This window comes from Mesorhizobium qingshengii (genome assembly GCF_027563465.1).
GTDB classification, from domain to species: domain Bacteria; phylum Pseudomonadota; class Alphaproteobacteria; order Rhizobiales; family Rhizobiaceae; genus Mesorhizobium; species Mesorhizobium qingshengii_A.
Genome location: NZ_JAPFQA010000021.1, coordinates 1 through 22,567 on the forward strand (window position 1 = coordinate 1; position 22,567 = coordinate 22,567).

Here is a 22,567-nt window from a genome sequence, read left to right on the forward strand (position 1 = left end):
TACAGCACGTCGCTTGAAACACTTCGCGGCTCGCTGACGCCGCCGTATGCCGCGCCGGAGCAGTGGCTAGGGGAGCCTCCCACGAGGGCCACTGATGTTTATGCTCTCGGCTGCATTCTGCACACCCTCCTAAATGGAAAGCCTCCTTTTGGTGGCGATGTCGATACTATTCGGCGCGCTCATCTCAATGCCCAACCACCGGAATTGGACGGGATGCCACCTCGGCTAAATGGCCTCGTGCACAACATGCTCCGCAAAAGTTCTGCCTCTCGGCCGAACCTGGAGCGGTGCGCAAAGGTAATAGAGGAGGTCGCCGACAAACCTCAACGCACGAGCAATCTTGCTCTAGCGGCGGCCGGGAACCTCGTTTCGCAAGCGGAGGCTGCGGTCGAAGCGAAGCAACGCGCCGACGAGGCTGCCCGGCGCGCACGAACAGCGCTCGCCAATGAGGCCATTGCGGATTTGAGAACAATCATGGCGCGGCTTTTCGGCGAGATTGAATCGTCATCTGAGGCCGCGCGCCGTGAAAAGTTGGCTATCAGCCTCGGCCCGGCGCACCTGTCTTTTTCAGAACCCGAGCATGTCACCACTGGGAGGCTCCAAGGTGCTCCGGCATACGACAATGGGTGGGACATTGCGGCGTTCGCGACAATTAGATTGCGGTCGACGATCGAACGATATTCTGCGTCAGACGCATCAACCTATACTTTCGGCGCGAGTTTGGTTTTTGCCTCAACTCCCAAGGATCGTGAGTTTCGATGGCGCGAAATGTCCTTTTGGGGGTTCAATTCTGCGAACGAGTCAACGCCGTTTGCCTTGAGCCCAGGAGACCGCGATTTCCAAGTGGCTTTGTCCAATGTATCGGGAATGGTCAGTCTTGCGCATGGACCTCTGGCGATTGACGCCGAAGACGAGGAAGCTTTCCAAGATCGTTGGCTAACGTTGTTCGCCAAGTCGGCGCAAAAAAAGCTCCGTCATCCTGGGCAAATGCCTCTCCCGCCCAATTTCTTCAAATAACAGACGACGGGCGAGTGAGAGGGGTCGTATACGCTGACACACACCCTGTTTTTAACTCTTGAACGCAATCTGCCCGCTAGTCTAGGCTGATGGTGGGTCCTGGATGCAATGCTGGCATTCCCACCCAGGACCTATCAATCAACCTCACGGCGTCTGTCACAGATGAGCTGGACGGCCATAGTCTCTGCGGTGAGCATGGCCCCGTGTAAAGTCTCGAACAGGTAGCGGAATGGCTCCAGATCGTTTCCGGATACAACGGCGACGTAGCCAACCTCATCTCCGATCTCTTCGCGACCGATGCAAAGCTCGGTCGATATCTCCGGGTGTCCGTGATAGCGGACCGAAAGGCCCGCTGACCAATCTTCGCCTGGCTCGTGCTGCCAGTTGCTTTGTGAGATCATCAGCGGTTCGCCGGCCAGCAGGAGTTGTGGGTCCGTTAGCCAAGGGAGGACGTGCACCTTTCTCATCATTGCGATGCCTCGGAGCAAGTCTCAGCGACATGCGAATGGGCTGAGCGGCCGAAATTGGGAGCGTACAGCGAACCGAACGAGCGGGCGAACTGAGCTTTTGTGAGTGTCGAGGCGTTGGTCGCAAGCCCGATATGACGCCACACGTCTTCGACGGTCATCCCAAACCTGCCCTTCGCTGTCATGAAGGTTGGTCCGTGCTTCGCCTCAAAGGTTGCGATGCGCGCTGCCACCTGAAGGACATTCGGTTCTGTGATCTCACCGTAGCCACATGACATCGACAGCCAGACCAGCGCATCACTGACGGGGTGCCAGCGCTTCTCGTCCTTGCCGTAGTCGCCTGGGTGGGTGGTGTAGAGTTCGAAATCGTCTTCGCCGAGCCTTTTGCGGACGGCGCTTAGGTCGAAGTGCAGTGCCATGGGGGTATCCTTTCCTTGAAATGGCCTTAGGCGAATTGCTGATCAGTCATGCTCGGGAGCAGGCAGGACGATCATGTCGACCTTGCCGCCGTCACGGACGTGGCGGCTGTGTGCTGGAACCCAGATGAGCCGTCTCAGGCTGTGTCGCGGGCCGTACGCCTGCATCCGGTAGAACGGACGCACATTGATGAGCTTGCTGGGGGTGCAATCGCCCACCGCGTCAGCGGCGATGCGAGGAGCCCGGTATGCTTCCGTCATGACGGTGACACCGCGCAGGTGAGGAAGACGCTTGATGCGGAAGAACGAGTTCTCGCGCTCTGTTTTTTTCCGGTTCCCTGTTCGACGCCTCGGATCGGTCAGGCCGATGTGCGGGAGCACCTCAAGCTCGCCATCCTCCTGCCTGTCGATCAGCGAACGATGCTGCGCGACGGCGAGGAAGATAACCTGCTCGATTTCACGGACGAGCTTTCTGATCGCGCGAGGACGCAACCTCGACTGGAGGCCGTTCGACACATCCCCTTCGATGATGTCGATCTTATACGTGACGAAATATTCGTTATCGATGCTTGTGGCACTTACCGGAGCCCCCGTTGCAACCTCAGCATCTCCCGCAAGCCAAGAAAAATGCTCTGCCTTGTTGCTTCCCCGCTGCCCGATGGCCGCAGTAATGCGAAGGCGCCCGCCGGCCTCCGGCGCGACCAGGATTGCCCTGACCTGCATGTTCTCGCCCACCGGAAACGATCCGTGAGGAAGGTCGACATATGCGGCACGTGCGGCGCGGATGTCTTCTTCGGCAAGGTCTCTGACGGAGCCATTGACATAGCCAGCCCGGAAGATTTCGACGGACTCGGACGTAACCGTTACCGCAACGGGAGACGGCTGGAATGCCTCCGGCTCGACGAAAGGGCGCATGTCGGCGAAGAAGCCGAGTTCCACCTGCGAGGCAGGGGAGTGTTCGTCAGGACGTGCCAGGAGCCCTTCGCTCTCCCGACAAATGTCCTTCAGCAGCGTGGCGAAATCGAACACGTGGGTGCCGATTTCTGCCTCGAAGCCAGCTCTCAGCCCCATCGCGTACACATCAAGATAAAGTCTCTGTTTCATGGTTGTTTTATATCCTTTCTACAACCTTAAGTAGAATAGTTGGCCAAGCTCCGCCGTTCCGGGAATGCCGGACGAGCATCAGTTGAGTTGAATGTGATCCGGTCGGATCGAACCGATCGGGCTGACTAGTGTTCCAGCCCCCCGGAAACGTGAGGCCGCCAAGTCCTGATCCGGGCGACAACGCGATCTCTCGGCTCGAAGGCGTCGGGGTAGAAGCGCGTCTCCCCGATCAGCGAAATCAGCCCGACGACATCATTCGTATTGCAATGATCGAGGTGCCAAAGATCGGTTGGGTCGAATCCGCCTAGGCTGCCAGCATTCCACCAGGCAGGTAGGAAATTGGTGACGACACGAGACGCGCTGGTGTCCTGTTCGGCAACGAGAAAGAGGCGCACTACCGCGAGGCAGTCCGCTGCAAAAGTCGGCTGTTCGTGTTCGATCCTTGTCATCGGCACCTCCAAATTTGTTGACGGATTGAAGTTGCCGCAGAGAGATTTGAACCGCAGCCAGCCCTAGGTTGAATCTGAGAGTGAATGTTTTCCGCCATAGGTTTCAATCGCCCTGGCTACGTGTTCCGGAACTGGCGAAGTATGAGTGGAGTGTCAGAGCGATTCCCAACAAACCATTGAAATGAAGTCACTTCTTCGCGGAACGCGTGTGCACGACGGCTCTTCGTGCACGGGTTTGATGCACCGAAGGAGCCCATGTCTTGCGGGGATGATCGGTTGCAAAGGGGAGCGGAGCCACCTCAATGATTACGCAGGGTCGCTGCGTACGTTAAGACGACAGAAATCCTTCTCCGATAGCCGTACCTCGTTGGCGGGAGGCGTGCATGGCGGGGCTACGGGCGGTTGATCTTTTTTGTGGCGCGGGTGGCTTTGCTCTCGGCCTCAAACGGGCAGGATTCGAGATCGTAAAGTCCCTCGACTTCAATCTGGCGGCCCTGGCGGTCCATTCCGCAAACCTAGAGGAGATTCCACGCGGACTGCTGCCCACTCTGCCGATCATTCCGCCTTGGCGTAGCAAGAAACGGCCGCCTCTAAGAGGGCGCCTCAGCGAGCACAGGCGGGTTGTCCAGCACGCCGATCTGATGGACATTCTCAGCCATGGCCCGGAAATGGCAACGATCCGTCCGGACATTATTGTCGGTGGCCCTCCCTGCCAGCCTTATTCACGCGCTGGACCGCAACGGGGGGATGGCGATTGGCGATCCGCGCTCACCGAAGCGTTCGCAATCATGATCGCGTGTGGACGTCCCCGTTATTTCGTGATGGAAAACGTCCCTGAACTCACGAAATCGCACGCGTACAAACGCGTCGTGGAAATGTTCAGAGCGCTGGGATACGGGCTGACCGAAACTGCCGTCGATGCGAGCCTCTACGGTGCCGCTCAGGGCCGTAACAGGTGGATCTGTGCTGGTGCCTTGAATGATTCCGACGGCTGGCTACTCGAATACCTGGAGCAATACGCTTCAGTTCGGCACCTAACCGTCGCCGACGAGCTTGGGTCGGCGTTCGGCGCAACGCTGGAAGACATTGTCATTCCCGGTCGAGCGAGGGTCACGGAGGTCCAGCCAAAGACCGCAGACAGGAAATTTGCTCGCGAAGGCGGGCACACACGCCTCAAGGATCGGGATGTCCAAATCGCACTGAGGTCACTTCCTACCGACCGCTTCTATTTCTGCAGACCGGGCGGAGCACAAACGCCCAACGTTCGGGTGATCCGCGATCCCAGCCCGACGGTCACAGGCAAGTCGACGGGAGGCGTAGGAAAAGATTACGAGCCGCGTCCAGTCGACTGGATCGATCTCCGGAAGTTGCCGCAACCGACTTTCGAGGAATTCTCCAGGCTCTGCGGTTTCCCGACGGACTGGAAGTGGGATGTTCCCGGATATCGCACGGCGGTGAATTTCAGCACCTTATTGACGTCAGCCTCCCCAACGCAGACCGAGATCAAACAGATGCTCGGAAACGCGGTCGCTCCTCCTCTTGCCGAATGCATTGGCCGGGCAATTGCTGACCATTCGCTAGCTCGCGTCCCTACATCACGGTCATCGAAATGCCTGAGAGAAGGAACGGGCGATCGGGCGCTACACGAAAGTAGAGATTTTGAGGTGCCGACAGCCTATTCAGATTGGCTGAAGGCGCATCGCTTGTTTAAGCGGCCGAAGGACTTGTCACAGGAACTGTCCAACCTTCGCAGAGCCAAGCGCGAAGTGGCTGCGCGCGGACTCGCCTCGACACGAGACGAATTGGCGGCTCTTGATAGGGTGCTCCAGGTGGCACTGGCTCCGCTGAATGACGGCATGAGGTCGTCTCTGCGTCGGGCGCTCCGCGACTTTGCCGACTGGGAAGACCAGGACAATGCACGGAAAGCGGAGCTAACAAGCCAGAGGAAAGCACGAAAGCGGGACCGGGAGTATGGAGAGGCTGATGCGTGGGTACAGGCGCAGCTACAGGCTGAGGAGCTTGAGGCGAGACAAGCGCAGCGACCGTTGAAGCTTGGCCGGAGCAAGGCAGGCTGAGAGCGCCACAGACGGGGACAACCGTGCAGAATCCCTCGACGGCCGTAGGAGCGCCCCCAGCCCCTTGTGGGCAGGGTATCCCACCATACACCGTGACGAACCGTGAAACGCAGCGGAATTGCTCGGTTCGCTTATCAGCCAGCGTCCTGCCGCGCTTCACGCATCGCCTTCGAAATCTGGCCCGCGCTACACCCGAAACGTGCGGCCAGGTCGCTCACGCCCATTCCCTCGGATGCAGCAAGATACAGCGCGGCGTGTCCCATTCGCAGCCGTGCAGCTTGCTGCTCCTCACGTGCGGCCGCACCCCGAGTGTGTCGGGATTTTCGTGCGCGCTCAGCGGCCAACTCCCGACTCCGATCCTCACCTATCAATACACGCAATCCGGCCGCCTTCTGCTCGGCCGGCTCGATCTGGAGCCAATCGACGATGGTGCCTGAGCGCATGCGGTAGCGGCAATCCACATCGCGACCCTGGAAAATGATCTTCTTTCCGGCCGCAGCATCCTGGGCCCGCCGGATCACGGCACCGAGCCGCTCCCTCGTGTGTCGCTCGGTCCAGCCCGCCGCCTCGTCCGCAAGCGCAGCGATCTCGCGCCTCATAACCGCTTCCGGTGCCAGCCAACTCATGGCAGTGGCCGCGCAAAAGAGCCAGGCATCTCTCTGCCCAGCGGGGAGCGCGCCTTCAGGACAGCGATGGGCGCGGAGTCTCTGAAGATCGTCAAGCACCGTTCCCCAATATGTCCCGGCCGTGAGGACCCGTGCGGGAGCAATGTGGGTATCCTGGTGAGCCGCTCGGCGTTTGGCGCGTTCGTTGCGCAGGAGGACCAGCTCGCACCGCGTGAACCGCAGGACTTCGTCGGCAAGGGTATCGAATAGGTACCGGGTCGGCATCTCTGGCGATCCCTGGCACCAGATCATGCTTACCTTGCGGCGCTCCCATTCCGCCTTGCTGTTTACGCTGCCGACAAGCCTGAACACCCTCGCGGCGTCCAGCGCCCGCTTGTCAGCGCCGAAAGATTTCAGCGCCTCCGCTAGCCGCTGCTGAACCCGATTCCAGCGAGGCAAAGCCCTACGTGGCAAAAGCTCATGCAACCACACGAGCAACAGGCCTCTCCCTGAATTCAGTACGTAAGATGGTTGCGGAAGTCCCTCGTCCTCCAGCTCGATCTGAATTGCGCCGAGAACCACGCTTGGACTACGGCCGGCCCAGGCTGCTTGCGTCATGTAGTCGATGTCTACGTAGCATGCGCCCAGCGCTGCCAGGTGCGCGATCAGCCTCCGACCGTGGAACGCGTGTTGGGAAATGTAGATATCAGCGGGTTCATCCTGCCCAAGCAGGTTCAGAGCCATAGCCCGCGCCTCACTGACGTCTACGCTGAATTCCTGCCAATGCTTGTTGCCGTCCCAGCGGCGCTGGGCAAATGACACGCTCCCGTGCCGGCTACCCCCGGAACGGCCATTTGCCGGATGCAGGACGGAAACCTGCTCGATAGGACCGAACGCGTTGTAACGGCCTGATATATCTAATTGTTGACATTCGCGGTCCGTAATGGGGCGTTGGGCGGCTGGGATCTTTCCCAGCCGGGCGCTCACCCGCCAGCAGGACGGGGAAAATTGACGTGTGCGTAGCCGGTCATCATTATGAAACTCGTCACTCAAGCACGCCGCCTGGAGGGAACCCCTTCCCGAAGATGGGCGGCGTGTTTATTGGACGCCGCCTTGAAGCAGGCGTCCAGCGCCGGCCAGAGGCCCGCGCAGGAAAAATGCAGCGTATAAAGTGCAGGCGGTGGCGTGTCCGAAGAATCGGACATGAGCCGCGACGTCGCCGGAGCAAATTCGTGACCCCGAACTCGGTTTAACAACGGCAGCCGTAGGAGTGTCAGCACAGCGGCGCGAAGCGCGACACGGGACCGACTGCCTCCGATGAGGGGACCATATGGAAGGCCACGTTCGGCCAGTTATCGACCAACGCGCAATAATATTTCGCGTCTGGGATGCCCATACGATAGAGGTTTTGCATCCTCCTAGGTATTGGGTCTTGCTGAATCGAGGCTGTAGGCTGGTCGCGGCAGCCGCATCGGCGCGATGGCCTGAACCTCCCAGCGTCCCAGAGAGAGTACTATCGATGGGACGCCAAACGGGCCTGCTTCGCGCGGCTGGTGGCTCGGTGAGCATGCCACCCGGTGTTTGTAACCCATCGCCATTCTCCCCACTGGTCCATCAGAAGAGGGTTCGCTGGCCGACGGACGTAACGAATCGGAGGAGTTGCGGTTCTGCTGATGAAGGAGTGGAATGCGTTTAGGGTGGAAAAGGGGGGGCGAGTCGATGAGGCTGGTCGCACTAACGCTAGAGAACTTCCGTGCCTACCAGGAAGCGCGGAGGATCGAGTTCGGGGACCTGACAACCATTATCGGACGAAATGACATCGGGAAGTCGACGATCCTTGAGGCCCTAGAAATCTTTTTCAACGGAGAAGCCATCAAGATCGAGCAGGCCGACGCGAACGTCCGTTCGGGACTGACCGACGCGAAGATTACTGCTGAGTTCTCAGACCTGCCGAACGAGATTACGCTGGATGCTGGCGCGATGACGACACTCGCCGACGAGCACCTCGTCGCAGCCAACGGGAACCTCGTCATCCGGAAGGTGTACGACTGCAACAAGAAGACCCCGGGGTGCGAGGCCTACATCCTGGCCAACCATCCCACGGCCAAGGATGTGTCAAACCTTCTAGAGTTGAAGGAAAAAGAGCTCCAGGCCATTGTCAAAGACCAGAAGCTCGAAGTGAAGCTGAAGGGCAATCCGGGTATGCGGCAGGCGATCTGGGCTGCCGCTGGCGACCTGCAGCTTGCCGAGACTGTTATTCCCATTTCGAAGTCCAAGGAAGACAGCAAGCGCATCTGGGAGCAGATCGAGCTGCATCTGCCAATGTTCGCGCTTTTCCAGTCGGACCGCGCGAGCAAGGATTCGGACGGCGAGGTTCAGAACCCGCTGAGGGGCGCTATCAAGACGGCCATCGCCGAGGTGCAGGAGGAGATCGAGCGGATTCAGGCCAAGGTCCGCGAGAAGTCGGTCGAGATCGCTGAACTCACCCACAAGGCGCTGAAAACAATCGACCCAAACCTTGCAAACGCTTTGACCCCGACCTTCATCCCGCCGACGCAGGCGAAGTGGACCGGCCTATTCTCGCTAGGCATGGAGACCGATGATAATATTCCGCTAAACAAGCGCGGCAGCGGCGTGCGCCGCCTCATCCTGGTGTCGTTCTTCAAGGCGGAGGCCGAGCGCAAGCTGGCGACCGTCAGCAAGGCGAACATCATCTACGCCATCGAGGAGCCGGAAACCTCACAGCATCCTGGCAATCAGCGCATCCTGATCGAGTCCTTCAAGGAGATCGCAAATGCGTCCAACTGCCAGGTGATCTTGACGACGCACAGCCCGGGTCTCGCAGCAGATCTTCCGGTCGACAGCATCCGCTTCGTGTCGAGCAACGGCCCGGCAGAGACCCCGACCATCCAGCAGGGAGTGGACGTGTTCGGTGCTGTCGCCGACACGCTCGGCCTGACTCCGGACAGTCGAGTCAAGGTGCTCGTTTGCGTCGAGGGGCCTAGCGACGTGGAGGCATTAAAATACCTCAGCCACGCGCTCCATCAGCACGATAACACGATTCCATGCCTCCTGACGGAGACCCGGTGCGCCTTCGTCTCGCTCGGCGGATCGACGCTGAAGCACTGGGTCGCGTCCCACTACCTGAGGGGCCTGGGCTGCCCCGAGTTCCACATTTACGACAGCGACGTTCAGAAGTACGCTGACTCGGTGGCCGAGGTGAACGGCCGACAGGACGGCCTCCACTCATGGGCCGGGCAGACGGCCAAGCACGAGATCGAGAGCTACCTGCATCCGGACGCGATCAGCGATGAATTCGGGCTCGCCGTCAGTATCGTTGACCATCCTGACAACCTGAATCCGGCGGCGCCTCGGGCTTTCGCCGTCGCATATTCAGCACATAAAGGCTGGCCGAACGTCATGGGAGACGACAAGGCCAAGGCGCAGCTTACTAAGGCGTTCAAACGGATGACTGCTGCACGCATCCAGCAGCGAGACCCGGGCTCAGAAGTCGAAGGCTGGTTCCGGAGGATTGGAGGCTATTTCTAGCCCGCCGATAGTCCTTAGTCACGCCTTGGATGGCCTTCCTTTGCAGGCCTCGAACGGTGAACTATGTGCTGCCAAACTTGCCAAAAGCCTTCCCATGTTGTTGCGTGTCCACCTTGTCGTATCGATAAGTCTAAGAGTTGAAAATGCAGAGATTAAGTTTGGACGCAGCGCAGACGGTTTCGTCAAATTCGACCGCGAAACAACGAACCGCTCAAGGCGCTTGGACGGACTTGGCATTACATACTTTAGGCTGGAAGGCTTTCCAGGATTTGTGTGCCCACGTCTGTGAGGACGTGATGAACGTGCCCGTCGAGGTATATCGCGAAGCTCAAGACGGCGGCCAGGACGCCGTCTTTGTTTCCAAATTGGCAGGACGTGATGGTAACTCCCCAATAACCACCGCGCAGTGCAAATTTAGCTCCGACGGCAGCCGTCGACTAAAATTGACCGACCTCGCTGAGGAGGTCCAACACATTACGGCTCTAAACGAAAAAGGTCAGGTTGACCGTTACCTGTTCATGACCAGTATGTCCGTTTCTGGGCCGATGGCGATCGCCATCAAGGATCGTCTTAGAGGCTTGGGCGTCATTCACCCCCACGTGTTCGGGAAAGAATATCTTGTCCGCATAATTCGAGGCAATGCGAGACTGCGAGCTTTGGTCCCCCGAGTATATGGGCTCGGCGATCTGTCGATGATCCTTGACGAGCGACGGGCAGCACAGACGAAATCTCTGCTGGGACATATGGCCTCTTCGTTGCGGGCATATGTGCCGACCGGGCCGCATGTGAGAGCGGTACGCGCTCTCTCAAAGCATAAGATCGTCATGCTGGTAGGCAATCCCGCGACGGGAAAATCGACGATCGCTGCTGTTCTGTCAACAATTGCGGCCGACAGCCCAAACCATGTTTGCTACAAGGCTGACGGGCCTAAAGAGCTGCTGGAGAATTGGAATCCTGAAGAAAGCGGCGGATTCTACTGGATAGACGATGCATTTGGTCCCAACCAACTAAGAGAGGACTTTGTCGATCACTGGATTTCTATAATGCCGAAATTGCAGGCAGCCACCGCAGCGGGAAATTCATTCGTACTCACATCACGACGCCATATCTATGAAGCTGCAAAGCCCAAATTAGGAACCAGGAACCACCCGCTTTTCCGCGACAACACGGCGATCGTTGAAGTTGGACAACTCAGTGAGATTGAACGCCGACAAATATTGTACAATCACGTTAAGAGCGGACGTCAGCCAAAGCAGTGGAAACTGGCCGTAAAAAAGACACTTGACCTGCTCTCAATGGAGAGCACATTCACACCGGAGATAGCACGCCAGATTGGCGACCCGGCATATACGGCAAATATAACCGCGTCCTACGATTCTTTGCTGAAATTTGTTCGCGAGAATCGTGCGTTTCTGCTTCAAACTGTTGGTGAGTTGTCAAAGGCGCACAGAGCCGCATTAACGCTTGTATTCTTGCACCGGGGTAGAATGCCAGTAAGTGGGCCGCTTCCGGAAGTTCAAGAGATAGTGGTGCGGTTTTATGATGTATCTAGGGAGGCTCTCGCAGAATCCCTTAACGAACTAAGGGAGTCATTCCTTGTCGAGGTAGCAGACGGCGCCAGGCGAGATTGGCACTTCAAACATCCAACACTTTCAGATGCCTTAGCTGCGAGTCTCCGTGAAGCCGAGGGAATGCGAGAGTTGTACATTCGTGGCGTTGGCGTGGAAACTATCTTGTCGGAAGTATTGTGTGACGGGGTAGAGCATATTCCAGATGCTGTGGTCATACCCAAGTCTCTGAATGCGCTCTTAGTGGATCGTCTTGTCGAGGCACCAGATGACGGCAGCAGAATAAACAGGCTCCTTTTCCATTTTCTATGGCAGCGTGCGTCAGACGACGTTTTCCGCCAAGTCTTGGAAAAGGATCGAGTAATACTCTCACGCAAAGCTTGGGCAAGCCGGGAAATCGCCTTTGACCCAAAAGTCAACGTCTATGCTCGTGCATTCTCCGTCGGCCTTCTTCCTGCGGAACTACGGCCTGACATAGCCGAAAGGATCGAGAATGATCTCATCTACTCAAACGATGCCTCCTTCCTTGACCGCGAGGACATTCTGGCGCTTCTCAGCCCTTTGACGCTGGTCAAACTCAGCAGAAGGATAAATTCTGAGGTTATTCCGGTATTGATGGAAAGGATTGAAAATACGAGTGAAAATCCGGATTCTGGTTTGACCCCCCAGGAAAATTTCGAGGACATCGAGGCAAGCCTCAACTATCTTATCGAGTTCTATTCAGGTGAGATCGACGATTTGCCAGCACTCACCGAAATGGAGAAGTTGATATCATCAAATATAGATACATTGGTTCGAAAAAGGGAAGAAGAAGAGCGGGAGAGAGACGAAGATGATTGGAGGTGGCAAGAAATATCGGCTCGTTCGTCCACACCGCCTACTCCCCCGTCTCCTTCCCAAATTCGTTCCAGCCCTTCGCAGGGCCGATCCATTTTCAGTGACGTCGACGAGTAAGACCCGGTGCTGGCCGCAGAGGTATGGTCGGAAGGGTGACGGACCTCAAATTCACTATCCTCCCCAATGGCGACGCGCGCCGTTCTTCGTCGTCGGATAGGTGACGGCAAGCCTTCCGGCGTCATTCCGAAAAGCTTCGAGAGCGGCTCCAGATGAGCCGCCGGGAAGCAGGATCGCCGCGCTAAGCGACGATCCGGCGACGCTTCCAGGCGTCGAGGGCGTATTCCGAGAGGGGCCTGGTAGCTCTGAAATGTCGATCGCGCTCGACTAGGAGGCCGCGCGGGCCGCGTAGCGCCGAGATTTCGGCGAGGCTGGCGTGGCCAAGTTCCGGCGCTCCGTAGCCGAGATCGCACAGCCCAAAAAGGGTGTCTTCGTCTGGGGCGAGTTCGCTGAAAAGCCACGTCGCCGACGCGTCGGGCATGAAAAATTTGACAACTGGATAGTGATCGCGCTCGCGCTGCGAGGAGAAATCCGAGTTGCGGCGGAGATGGGTGCGGAGTTCGTGAGTGAGGAGCATTAGCACTCCTCCTGCTCGCGACGGGCGCGGACGACGCGACGCCCGCTGATCGGCAGAGCCGAGAGTGTGACGTTGAAGCTTTCGGTGTCGCCGTGCTGCCAGGCGCAGCCGATCTTGGCCCAAAAGGCTTTCTCGCCTTCACCTTCCGTCACGTAGACACCGTGCGAGGGATGGTTCTTCGCGGGTGCGGCTTCTTTCTTCGTTGCCATGTTGGCCTCCTATCCGGCCGCCCATTGCAGCCGTTTCGGAAGCCGGGAACGGCGGGTCTAGCGAACTAGTTGGATGACCAAAGGGAACGCTTGCGCCTGTCCATGAACGTAGGGGAGCGGCCCGCCGTAGAGGAGGCAGGAAGAACGGCGCGGGAGCGGGTGAATCAGAGGTTATGGCAGGGGAGGAGATGTAGGCTTCGGCGAGGCATCGCCGCGCCTGGTGGTATGTGGTGGGCAACGGCGGAATGCCTACCAAAGACCAGGTTGGTATGAATTTGGTATAAAGCGCGACACGCGACAAAACTGTTGACCGTTGCAGCGTCTGACGAAGTGCGATTTCTTTAGTGATTTCAAGCGCTTGAAAGATGGCTGGGGAACCTGGATTCGAACCAGGACTAACGGAGTCAGAGTCCGTGGGTCTACCGTTAACCTATTCCCCAGCAGGCGCGGTCATGGACTGCGCGGGCCGAGCGGGCAAGCCGCTGTGAGCGCTGCCTTGTAGCCGCCAGCGGAAAATAGTCAAGCCTGCTGCGCAGTTCAATCGGCAGGTTTTGTCGGCGGGCTTCAGGCGTCACGTTTCAAACGTCGCGCTGGGCCTCGTACCTATCCCGCCTCAGCTCTCGCTGCGGCTGAACTGCGAGCGTTCGAAGAACAGTACCACGCCCAGGCCCAGAATCAGCGGGATGATCAGGTAGAACAGCCGGAACACCAGCAGTGCCGCCAGCACGCCGACAGGGTCCATGTCCGACAGGCCGGCGAGGAACACCACCTCGAACACGCCCAGCCCGCCCGGCGCGTGCGAGATCTGCGCGATCGAGAAAGAGACGAGGAAGACGCCGAGCACGACGAAATAGCCGGGATTGTGGGCCTCGGGCAGGGCGAAGAAGATGATCGCGGCGGCGGCCAGCAGTTCGATCGGGCCGATCAGCAGCTGCCTGGCGACGATCGGCAGCGCCGGATAATGCAACTGGAAGCTGGCGATCTTCAGCGGGCGCAGATGCAGCCAGCTGCCGAAGATGTAGGCGGCGACCAGCAGCAGCATGACGACGCCCGCCCCTTGCGACAGGCCGTGATGGGCGATGCCGGAAAACCGGTCGAGCACCTGCGGCTCGAAGACAAGCACAAGGCCGGAGGCGAGCAGCGTCGACAGCACGAAGGTGATCCAGCAGATCGCCACCAGGATGCCGACATCCTGTCCGGTCAGGCCCCTGGTGCCGTAGGCGCGGTAGCGGATGACGGCGCCGGAAAACACCGAGCCGCCGATGTTGTGCGACAGCGCATAGGTGGTGAAGGAGCACAGGGTGACGAACAGCCACGACACTCGTCTGCCGATATGCAGGAGCGCGATGTGGTCGTAGCCGGCGAGCGAGGCATAGGCGACGACCGAGCTCAGCGCGGCGAGGATCCAGCCGCGGGTTGGAATCGCTGATATGCCGCCCCAGACATCGTCGAGCGAGATTCCGCGCAGTTCGTGCCAGAGCAGCAGCAGCGAGAAAATCACCGCCGCGAGACCGACGACCGGCCAGAAATAGCGTCTCCAGTTCATTGCCTGACTGCCATGCGTTGCGGATCCGCTTCCTTTTCTGTCGGGAGGCCGGCTGGTCCGGATTCTTCCATTTCAGGAATGCCTCATTGAAGCCGGCTATTCAACCGCGAAGGCTTGCCGCGCCGGCCAGGAGCAGGATTTGTCCGTGTCGAGAGCGGCTGAACGGGAGGCGCCGGCAGGCGTTGCGCTACCAATCCTGGCTTGCGCATACATTACGCGGCGCGGCCGGAAAGGCAGTTCGTGCGCCCAGCCGGCAAAATTCAGCATGCGGCTCTTGGTGATCGGGCGCGGCACTGTTAGTCTGGCGGCAACTTAAAACACTGAAGCGCCCGCAGCGTCCATCATCGGTTCGCGCGGCGCCGGAAGGAACGACAAGTGGAAGACCGCGACACCGGCGCCGGCGCGCCGGAGGTGGGCGCGTCCAGCGCTTCCCCAGGGGCGATAGGCTCGGGGACCGCCAGTTGGCAGCAGCGCCGCCCGACGGAGGCCCGCTCCGCCGACGGGCAGGCGGGCGACGCGGCCAGCAAGGGCAAACCCAAGAAACGGCGCAAGCGAAGGCGCGGGCGCAAGGTTTTCGCGCGCGACGAGGCGCGGCCCGCGGAGATTCGGTCGCCGGTGCCAGGCAAGACCGCTGCCCCGACAGATGAAGCGCGCAGACCGGCGGAGTCGGTGGCCTCGCCCGCTGCCGCGTCGGTGCGGCCCGAACAGGGCACCCGCCGGCCGCCGATGCAGGAGCTTCCGGTGTTCGCGGCGCTCGACCTCGGCACCAACAATTGCCGGCTGCTGGTTGCCGTGCCGACGCGGCATGGCCAGTTCCGCGTCATCGACGCCTTTTCGCGCATCGTCAGGCTGGGCGAGGGGCTGACCGCCAATGGCCGGCTCGGCCAGCCGGCGATGGACCGCGCCGTCGAGGCGCTGAAGATCTGCGGCGACAAGTTGCGCAACCGCAAGATCCGCAAGGCCCGGCTGATCGCCACCGAAGCCTGCCGCACGGCGGAAAATGGCGTCGAGTTCCTCGATCGCGTCGAGCGCGAGGCCGGCCTGAAGCTCGAGATCATCGACCGCCAGACCGAAGCGCGGCTGGCGGTGTCCGGCTGCGGCTCGCTGGTCGAGCGCGACACGCAAGGCGTCGTGCTGTTCGACATTGGCGGCGGCTCGTCCGAAATCGCGCTGATCGATCTCAGCGGCCGCCGTTCGCCTCGGCTCGCCAACCACATCGTGTCGTGGACGTCCCTGCCGGTGGGCGTGGTTTCGCTGGCCGAGCGTTTCGGCGGCCGCACGGTGACGCGCGAGATCTTCGCCGCCATGGTCGACGACGTTGCCGGCCGGCTGGCCAGCTTCGACGGCCGCGATCGGCTGAGCCATCTCAAGGCCAGCCCGAACTTCCACCTGCTCGGCACGTCGGGCACGGTGACGACGCTGGCCGGCGTTCACCTTGATCTCGAACGCTACGACCGCCGCCGTGTCGACGGGCTGTGGATGGACCGCGACAGTGTCGATCGCATGGTCGAAAGACTGGTCGGCTGGGATTTCCAGCAGCGCTGCGCCAACCCTTGCATCGGTGCCGATCGTGCCGATCTGGTGCTGGCCGGCTGCGCCATCCTCGAAGCCATCCGCGCCGTCTGGCCGTCGGAGCGGCTGCGCGTCGCCGACCGTGGCCTGCGCGAAGGCATATTGAGCGAGCTGATGGCCGATGACGGCGTCTGGCGCAACGATGGGCGTGGCAGAGCATGATCCCGACAAGTGGCGACCGGTTTTCGCGGACAAACGGTTCCGTTTGTCCAGAGATCATGCTCAAATAAGAAATCAGGCAATGACCAAGAAACCGGAAAAACCAGGATCAGCCAGCATTCGCGTGCTGAAGACGCGGATCAAGAAAAAGAGCGGCCTGAAGGAATCGTCGCGCCGCTGGCTGCAGCGCCACATCAACGATCCCTATGTCCAGCGTTCGAAGGCTGACGGCTATCGCTCGCGCGCGGCCTACAAGTTGATCGAGATCGACGACAAGCATCATCTCCTGAAACCCGGCATGAAGGTGATCGACCTCGGCGCCGCACCCGGCGGCTGGTGCCAGGTCGCCGCCGCGCGGACGAAATCGACGGCCGACAAACCACATGTCGTCGGCATCGACTATCTGGAAATGGACGCGGTGCCCGGCGCGCCGGTGCTGTTGATGGATTTTCTCGATCCGCTGGCGCCGCAGAAGCTGGCCGAGGCGCTGGGTGGCGATCCGGACATCGTGTTGTCCGACATGGCGGCACCCACCACCGGCCACAAGCGGACCGACCACATCCGCACCATGCATCTGTGCGAGGTGGCGGCTGATTTCGCGCTGTCGGTCCTGAAGCCGGGCGGGCACTTCCTGGCCAAGACCTTCCAGGGCGGCGCCGAAAACGAGCTGCTCTCGATGCTCAAGAAGAATTTCCGCTCGGTGCACCACGTCAAGCCGCCGGCGTCGCGCGACGAATCGGTCGAGCTTTATCTGCTGGCAAAGGACTTTAAGGGGCGAGAGCCGCCGTCCGGCGGATCGGAACGTCCAGTGGACGTTCCGGAAGTTTCGAGCGCCCGGAGCCATGGCGAAGGGCAGGGCGAGCCCGAAGCCTGAGTCAGCCGGATCAGTTGCCGGGCGGGCTTACCGTTTCCAGCGTTTTGGGCGTGGTCAGCCGGCCATGGCCGGAAACGGCATTGCCGGCATCGGGTGCCAGCCGGATGAAGGATAGCGACGCCGCGGCGGAAATCGTCGCGACGATGAAAAAGGCGGTGTGGAAATCGGCCAGCGTCAGCGACCCGCCATGGATGCTCGTCGACACTTCCAGGATGCCGCCGGCCACCGCTACGCCAAGCGCGATCGACAGTTGTTGGAAGACGGCGGCAATCGGCGTCGCCTTGCTGGTGTCGGCCGCCGAAACCTCGGCATAGGCAAGTGCGTTGACGCCGGTGAAGAACATCGAGCGGATGAAGCCGCCAACCAGAAGCATGGCCAGCATCAGCAGATAAGGCGTGTCGGGGGTGAACAGGCCGTTGACGGCGATCGACGCCGCGGCGACCAGCGAGCCGACGACCAGCACGCGGCGGAACCCGGCGCCGCGGAAGATCAGCGCCGTGACGAATTTCACCCCGATGGCGCCGATCGCCGAGACGAAGGTGATCATGCCGGACTGGAAAGGCGTCAGCCCGAAGCCGATCTGGAACATCAGCGGCAACAGGAACGGCACGGCGCCGATGCCGATGCGGAACAGCGAGCCGCCAAGCACCGAGGAGCGGAACACCTGGTTGCGGAACAGCTCGAGTGCCAGCAGGGGATTTTTGGCGCGGCGCGCGTGCAACAGATAGAGCGCGCCCGACACCAGCCCGACCGTCACGGTGATGACCCCGACGATCGGCGGCAGGGCCGGCAGGCTGACCACCGACAGGCCGAACACCACGCCGGATGCCGCCAGCCCGCTCAGCACGAAACCGGTGAAGTCGAGCGGCGGCGTTTCCGTCGGTTCGGTCTCCGGCAGGAAACGCGTCGCCAGCCAGATGCCGATCAGGCCGATCGGCACATTGATCAGGAAGATCCAGTGCCAGGTGAAATAGGTCGTAATGAAGCCGCCGACGGGCGGACCGACCAGCGGCCCGACCAGCGCCGGAACGGTCAGCCATGACATCGCCGCGACGAGCTCGCTTTTCGGCGTCGCCCGAACCAGCACCAGCCGCCCGACCGGTGTCATCATGGCGCCGCCAATGCCTTGCAGGAAACGCGAAACCACGAAAGCCGGCAGCGAACCGGAAAGCGCGCAGGCGATCGAGCCGACGATGAAGACCGCGATCGCGGCGCGAAAGACACTCTTGGCGCCAAAACGGTCAGCCATCCAGCCGCTGATCGGAATGAAGATCGCCAGCGACACGAGATAGGCCGTCAACGCCAGCTTGAGCGCGATCGGGCTGGTGTGGATGTCGATGGCAATCGCCGGCAGCGATGTGGCAATCACGGTCGAATCCATGTTTTCCATGAAAAGTGCGACCGCCAGGATGAGCGGGATGGTGCGGTTCACGAGCGTGCCCGTTTCAGAGTCTCTTTCCGGCTGGGGGCGAACCGGCATGAGGGGCGGGTATCACGGCTGGACACGGATGTCGCATTAATTTGCTGTCACTTTTGTGCGACCGGCAACCGTAGGTGGCGTCCTTTCGGCACCAAGTCACCTTTCCGGGAGCGTGAAATCATCGGCTTTTCATCGGCGGCGGGACGTGGTACCAGCCAGCGCCAATCCTGAAAGGGAAGAAACGAGTCGGCGCTGTCCATTCCGGTCCAGCGCTTTTTTGTATTCCGAGGGCTGGCCATGGCAAAAATCATCGAAACGTCCACCGGCGCACTGGCGCTGACCTTTGACGACGTGCTGCTGCAGCCCGGTCATTCCGAGGTCATGCCAGGCGAGACCGATGTGCGCACCCGCATCGCCGGCGACATCGACCTCAATGTGCCGATCCTGTCGGCGGCGATGGACACCGTCACCGAGGCGCGCCTCGCCATCGCCATGGCCCAGGCCGGCGGCATCGGCGTCATCCACCGCAATTTCTCGCCGGCCGAGCAGGCCGAGCAGGTGCGCCAGGTCAAGAAATTCGAATCCGGCATGGTGATCAATCCCGTCACCATCGGCCCCGACGCCACCCTTGCCGACGCGCTGTCGCTGATGCGCACCTACTCGATTTCGGGCATCCCGGTGGTCGAGAATGGCGGCACCGGTGGCCAGAAGATCGGCCGTCTGGTCGGCATCCTGACCAACCGCGACGTGCGTTTTGCGTCCGATCCGGCGCAGAAGGTCTACGAACTGATGACTCGTGAGAACCTGATCACGGTCAAGGAGAATGTCGACCAGGACGAGGCCAAGCGGCTTCTGCACCAGCATCGCATCGAGAAGCTGGTCGTTGTCGACAAGCAGGGCAACTGCGTCGGGCTGATCACCGTCAAGGACATCGAGAAGTCGCAGCTCAACCCGCACGCCAGCAAGGACGCGCAGGGCCGCCTGCGCGCCGCCGCCGCCACCAGCGTCGGCGACGACGGCTACGAGCGCGCCGAACGCCTGATCGAGGCCGGTGTCGATCTTCTGGTCATCGACACCGCGCATGGCCACTCGCAGCGCGTGCTGGACGCGGTGACGCGCGCCAAGAAACTCTCCAACTCGGTTCGCATCCTGGCCGGCAATGTCGCCACCGCGGAAGGCACGCAGGCGCTGATCGACGCCGGCGCCGACGCCGTCAAGGTGGGCATCGGGCCGGGCTCCATCTGCACCACCCGCATCGTTGCCGGCGTTGGCGTGCCGCAGCTTTCGGCCATCATGTCGGCGGTGGAAACCGCGCACAAATCGGGAGTTTCGGTGATCGCCGATGGCGGCATCAAATATTCCGGCGATCTCGCCAAGGCGCTCGCCGCCGGTGCCAGCGCCGCCATGATCGGCTCGCTGCTGGCCGGAACCGATGAAAGCCCGGGCGAGGTCTATCTACACCAGGGCCGCTCCTTCAAGGCCTATCGCGGCATGGGTTCGGTCGGCGCCATGGCGCGCGGCTCCGCCGATCGCTACTTCCAGGCCGAGGTGCGCGACACGCTGAAACTGGTCCCGGAGGGCATCGAAGGGCAGGTTCCCTACAAAGGACCTGTGTCTGGTGTGCTGCACCAGCTTGCGGGCGGGCTGAAAGCCGCTATGGGTTATGTCGGCGGTCGCGATCTTGCCGATTTCCGCGAACGCGCCACCTTTGTGCGCATATCCAACGCCGGACTTCGTGAAAGCCACGCCCATGACGTCACGATTACCCGCGAAAGCCCGAACTATCCCGGCGGAGTCTGATCCGTACGGGTTCGGGCGAAGCCTGACAGCGACGATCCTGCGGCTACCACGCCACGCGGCCGCGCTCTGTTTCCTGTCGGCGGCGATTTTCATCGCCATGACGGCGCTGGAATTCCTCTACTTTCGCCAGTTGAGCGGCGGCCTGCCGTCACTCGACACGCGCTTTCTCGGTTTCACGCCGGACGAGGGCATGGCCTGGCTGACGTCGCTCGGCCGGCGCGGTGGCGAGATCATTCTCGTCTGGCACTATCTGACCTTCGATCTCTTGTTCCCGGCGCTGTTGTCGATGACGCTGGTCAGCCTGGTCCTGGCAACAGGGAGGCGGTTGACGGGTTTCCGTGTGCTGCCGGGGCAGATGCAGTCGATCTTCGCGCTGGTGCTGGTGCTGCCCTACACGCTTGCCGACTATGCCCAGAACATCGCGGTGGCCAGCCTTCTGTCGGATTTCCTGTCGGCCAACCCGGATTCGCTGTCCTTCGCCTCGGCGCTGATCGTCACCAAATTCGCGCTTCTCGCCATCCCGGTCATCGTCATTGCCGTTTTCTGGCTGGTGGCGCAGAAACAACGTTGACCTGATCCGGCATCAGGGCAGGAGGTTCCATGAACCAGACCACGATCTTCTGGCCTGTTCTGGCGCATGTGCTGCTGGTCTACATTGTCTACGGCGTCATGGGCCGGCGCAGATTTTTCGCTGTCAAGTCAGGCGAGGCCAAGGTCGGCCAGTACAAGGTGCGCTCGACCGAGCCATCATCCAGCGTCACCGTTGCCAACAATCTGATCAACCAGTTCGAATTGCCGGTGCTTTTCTACGTGCTGTGCCTGGCGCTCCACCTGACCAATGGCGTCAACTATCTGACACTGGCCCTGACGTGGATCTTTGTCGCGTCACGCTATTTTCATGCCTGGGTTCACCTGACCAGCAACAATCTGCTCCTGCGCAGCCGCTCCTTCTTTCTGGGTGCGGTGATTCTCTTGCTCGCCTGGATATGGTTCGCGCTTCACCTGCTCGGGACCGTGTGAGCGGTTACCCTTCCCTTGTGGGAGGGTCGCTTCGCAAACCTAGACTAGAGATCGAACACGGCGATCTTGCGGTTGTCGAACTTGATGCCGATCTCGCCGCGCACCAGCTTGAGCGCCGCCTCACCGAATACGGCGCGCCGCCAACCCTGCAGGGCTGGTACGTCGGCGGCTTCTCCTTCAGCCGCGATGCGATCGATGTCGTCGCTGGAGGCCAGTACCTTCGAGGCCACGCCCTCCTTTTCGGCGACGATCCGGAGCAGAACTTTCAAGAGTTCCGCCGCCGCGTTCGAGCCCTCGGGCGGCTGGAAGTTCTTTGGCAGTTTCGGCATCTGCTCCTTGGGCAGGGCAAGCGCGGCGTTGACCGCGCCAAGCAGTGCCGTTGCCGTCGAGGAGCGCTCCCAGCCCTTCGGTGTCGTGCGCAGCTTGCCAAGGGCCGCCGCGTCGCGCGGCGCCTGCTGCGCCACCTCGTAGATGGCGTCGTCCTTGAGCACCCGGCCGCGCGGCACGTCGCGTTCACGCGCCTCGCGCTCGCGCCATGCGGCCACGGTTTGCACGATCGCCAGTTCCTGCGGCTTGCGCAGCCGCATCTTCAGCCGCTTCCAGGCATCCTCGGGGTGCGGATCGTAGGTCTCGCGCGAGGTCAGGACATCCATTTCCTCGTTCAGCCAGTGGGCGCGGTCTTCCCGCGCCAGCTCGGCGCTGAGGTGCTGATAAACCTCGATCAGATGGGTGACGTCGGCCAGCGCGTAGTCGAGCTGCTTGTCGGAAAGCGGCCGGTGGCGCCAGTCGGTGAAACGCGACGACTTGTCGAGCCGCGCGCCGGTGATCCGCTGCACGAGCTGGTCGTAGGAAACACTGTCGCCGAAGCCGCAGACCATCGCCGCCACTTGCGTGTCGAACACTGGATGCGGGACGAGGTCGCCGAGGTGAACGATGATTTCGATGTCCTGCCGCGCGGCATGGAAGACTTTGACCACCGCCTCGTTGGCCATCAGCTTGAAGAACGGCTTGAGGTCGATGTCGGGCGACAGCGGGTCGATCAGCGCCGTTACGCCCGGTGCGGCCATCTGGATCAGGCACAGGATCGGCCAAAAAGTCGTTTCGCGAATGAACTCGGTGTCGACGGTGACGAAATCCGACTTTTCGAAAGCGGCGAGAACGGTCTCGAGTTCTTTCTGGGTGGTGATGACGTGCATCAAATCGCTTTTGGCAAAGAGTAGGGTCTTCTTCAATTTCAGCCGGCAAG

19 protein-coding genes and 1 tRNA gene are annotated in these 22,567 nt (G+C 60.8%); 9 read left to right on the forward strand and 11 right to left on the reverse strand.

Annotated elements, in window-relative coordinates:
* Positions 1-1,017, forward strand: a 1,017-nt coding sequence (locus tag OOJ09_RS28035) for a protein kinase domain-containing protein (RefSeq protein ID WP_420107563.1), incomplete at its 5' end; no start/stop codon positions are given.
* A gap of 134 nt (positions 1,018-1,151) precedes the next feature.
* On the opposite strand, the gene OOJ09_RS28040 is transcribed toward OOJ09_RS28035, so the two are convergent.
* The 4 genes from OOJ09_RS28040 to OOJ09_RS28055 all read right to left on the reverse strand — a co-directional run bounded on the left by OOJ09_RS28040 (position 1,152) and on the right by OOJ09_RS28055 (position 3,453).
* A complete protein-coding gene (locus OOJ09_RS28040) occupies positions 1,152-1,484 on the reverse strand; it encodes a hypothetical protein (RefSeq protein ID WP_269908312.1) in 333 nt (110 codons plus the stop codon).
* Entirely contained in the window at positions 1,484-1,903 is a 420-nt protein-coding gene (locus OOJ09_RS28045; protein WP_269908313.1) for a hypothetical protein, read from the reverse strand. The genes OOJ09_RS28040 and OOJ09_RS28045 overlap by 1 nt, the downstream gene beginning before the upstream one ends.
* A 42-nt stretch (positions 1,904-1,945) precedes the next feature.
* The gene (locus tag OOJ09_RS28050) at positions 1,946-3,004 is read right to left on the reverse strand and encodes a hypothetical protein (protein WP_269908314.1); all 1,059 of its coding nucleotides are present in this window, start codon (positions 3,002-3,004) and stop codon (positions 1,946-1,948) included.
* Between the two features lie 125 nt (positions 3,005-3,129).
* Complete coding sequence (locus OOJ09_RS28055) at positions 3,130-3,453, reverse strand: DUF7673 family protein (protein WP_269908315.1); 324 nt, start codon at positions 3,451-3,453, stop codon at positions 3,130-3,132.
* Between the two features lie 383 nt (positions 3,454-3,836).
* Here OOJ09_RS28055 and OOJ09_RS28060 point away from each other — a divergent pair, with 383 nt between their 5' ends.
* The gene (locus OOJ09_RS28060) at positions 3,837-5,528 is read left to right on the forward strand and encodes a DNA cytosine methyltransferase (RefSeq protein WP_269908316.1); all 1,692 of its coding nucleotides are present in this window, start codon (positions 3,837-3,839) and stop codon (positions 5,526-5,528) included.
* 134 nt (positions 5,529-5,662) lie between these two features.
* On the opposite strand, the gene OOJ09_RS28065 is transcribed toward OOJ09_RS28060, so the two are convergent.
* A complete protein-coding gene (locus OOJ09_RS28065) occupies positions 5,663-6,955 on the reverse strand; it encodes a hypothetical protein (protein ID WP_269908317.1) in 1,293 nt (430 codons plus the stop codon).
* 897 nt (positions 6,956-7,852) lie between these two features.
* On the opposite strand from OOJ09_RS28065, the gene OOJ09_RS28070 reads away from it, so the two are divergent.
* Both OOJ09_RS28070 and OOJ09_RS28075 read left to right on the forward strand, forming a co-directional pair.
* Entirely contained in the window at positions 7,853-9,682 is a 1,830-nt protein-coding gene (locus OOJ09_RS28070; protein WP_269908318.1) for an ATP-binding protein, read from the forward strand.
* Between the two features lie 143 nt (positions 9,683-9,825).
* On the forward strand, positions 9,826-12,204 hold the full coding sequence (locus OOJ09_RS28075) for a hypothetical protein (RefSeq protein ID WP_269908319.1): 2,379 nt from the start codon (positions 9,826-9,828) through the stop codon (positions 12,202-12,204).
* Positions 12,205-12,385: 181 nt separating this feature from the next.
* Here the strand turns inward: OOJ09_RS28075 and OOJ09_RS28080 are convergent, their stop codons facing one another.
* From OOJ09_RS28080 to OOJ09_RS28095, 4 genes are all read right to left on the reverse strand, one after another.
* Positions 12,386-12,721, reverse strand: coding sequence for a DUF2958 domain-containing protein (locus OOJ09_RS28080; RefSeq protein WP_269908320.1), 336 nt, complete (start codon positions 12,719-12,721; stop codon positions 12,386-12,388).
* Positions 12,721-12,930, reverse strand: a complete 210-nt coding sequence (locus OOJ09_RS28085) for a hypothetical protein (protein ID WP_269908321.1) — start codon at positions 12,928-12,930, stop codon at positions 12,721-12,723. Before OOJ09_RS28085 ends, OOJ09_RS28080 begins: the two co-directional genes overlap by 1 nt.
* 366 nt (positions 12,931-13,296) lie before the next feature.
* Positions 13,297-13,370: transfer RNA gene (locus OOJ09_RS28090), tRNA-Gln, on the reverse strand.
* A 173-nt stretch (positions 13,371-13,543) separates the two neighbouring features.
* A complete protein-coding gene (locus OOJ09_RS28095) occupies positions 13,544-14,476 on the reverse strand; it encodes a lysylphosphatidylglycerol synthase domain-containing protein (RefSeq protein WP_269908322.1) in 933 nt (310 codons plus the stop codon).
* Between the two features lie 375 nt (positions 14,477-14,851).
* On the opposite strand from OOJ09_RS28095, the gene OOJ09_RS28100 reads away from it, so the two are divergent.
* Positions 14,852-16,210 carry a Ppx/GppA phosphatase family protein gene (locus OOJ09_RS28100; RefSeq protein ID WP_269908323.1) on the forward strand — a complete coding sequence of 453 codons (1,359 nt, stop codon included), beginning with the start codon at positions 14,852-14,854 and terminating at the stop codon, positions 16,208-16,210.
* A 79-nt stretch (positions 16,211-16,289) separates the two neighbouring features.
* Positions 16,290-17,081 carry an RlmE family RNA methyltransferase gene (locus OOJ09_RS28105; protein WP_269908324.1) on the forward strand — a complete coding sequence of 264 codons (792 nt, stop codon included), beginning with the start codon at positions 16,290-16,292 and terminating at the stop codon, positions 17,079-17,081.
* A 10-nt stretch (positions 17,082-17,091) separates the two neighbouring features.
* On the opposite strand, the gene OOJ09_RS28110 is transcribed toward OOJ09_RS28105, so the two are convergent.
* Positions 17,092-18,513 carry an MFS transporter gene (locus OOJ09_RS28110; RefSeq protein ID WP_269908325.1) on the reverse strand — a complete coding sequence of 474 codons (1,422 nt, stop codon included), beginning with the start codon at positions 18,511-18,513 and terminating at the stop codon, positions 17,092-17,094.
* Between the two features lie 285 nt (positions 18,514-18,798).
* Here OOJ09_RS28110 and guaB point away from each other — a divergent pair, with 285 nt between their 5' ends.
* From guaB to OOJ09_RS28125, 3 genes are read left to right on the forward strand one after another with little or no spacing between them, the layout of a single operon-like run.
* Positions 18,799-20,301: an IMP dehydrogenase gene (guaB, locus tag OOJ09_RS28115; protein WP_269908326.1), complete on the forward strand. Its 1,503-nt coding sequence runs from the start codon at positions 18,799-18,801 to the stop codon at positions 20,299-20,301.
* Positions 20,252-20,872 (forward strand): hypothetical protein, encoded by a 621-nt coding sequence (locus OOJ09_RS28120; RefSeq protein ID WP_269908327.1) that lies wholly within the window; start codon positions 20,252-20,254, stop codon positions 20,870-20,872. The genes guaB and OOJ09_RS28120 overlap by 50 nt, the downstream gene beginning before the upstream one ends.
* A 29-nt stretch (positions 20,873-20,901) precedes the next feature.
* A complete protein-coding gene (locus tag OOJ09_RS28125) occupies positions 20,902-21,321 on the forward strand; it encodes an MAPEG family protein (RefSeq protein ID WP_269908328.1) in 420 nt (139 codons plus the stop codon).
* Between the two features lie 44 nt (positions 21,322-21,365).
* On the opposite strand, the gene rnd is transcribed toward OOJ09_RS28125, so the two are convergent.
* Positions 21,366-22,517, reverse strand: a complete 1,152-nt coding sequence (rnd, locus tag OOJ09_RS28130) for a ribonuclease D (RefSeq protein ID WP_269908329.1) — start codon at positions 22,515-22,517, stop codon at positions 21,366-21,368.
* Positions 22,518-22,567: the final 50 nt, after the last annotated feature.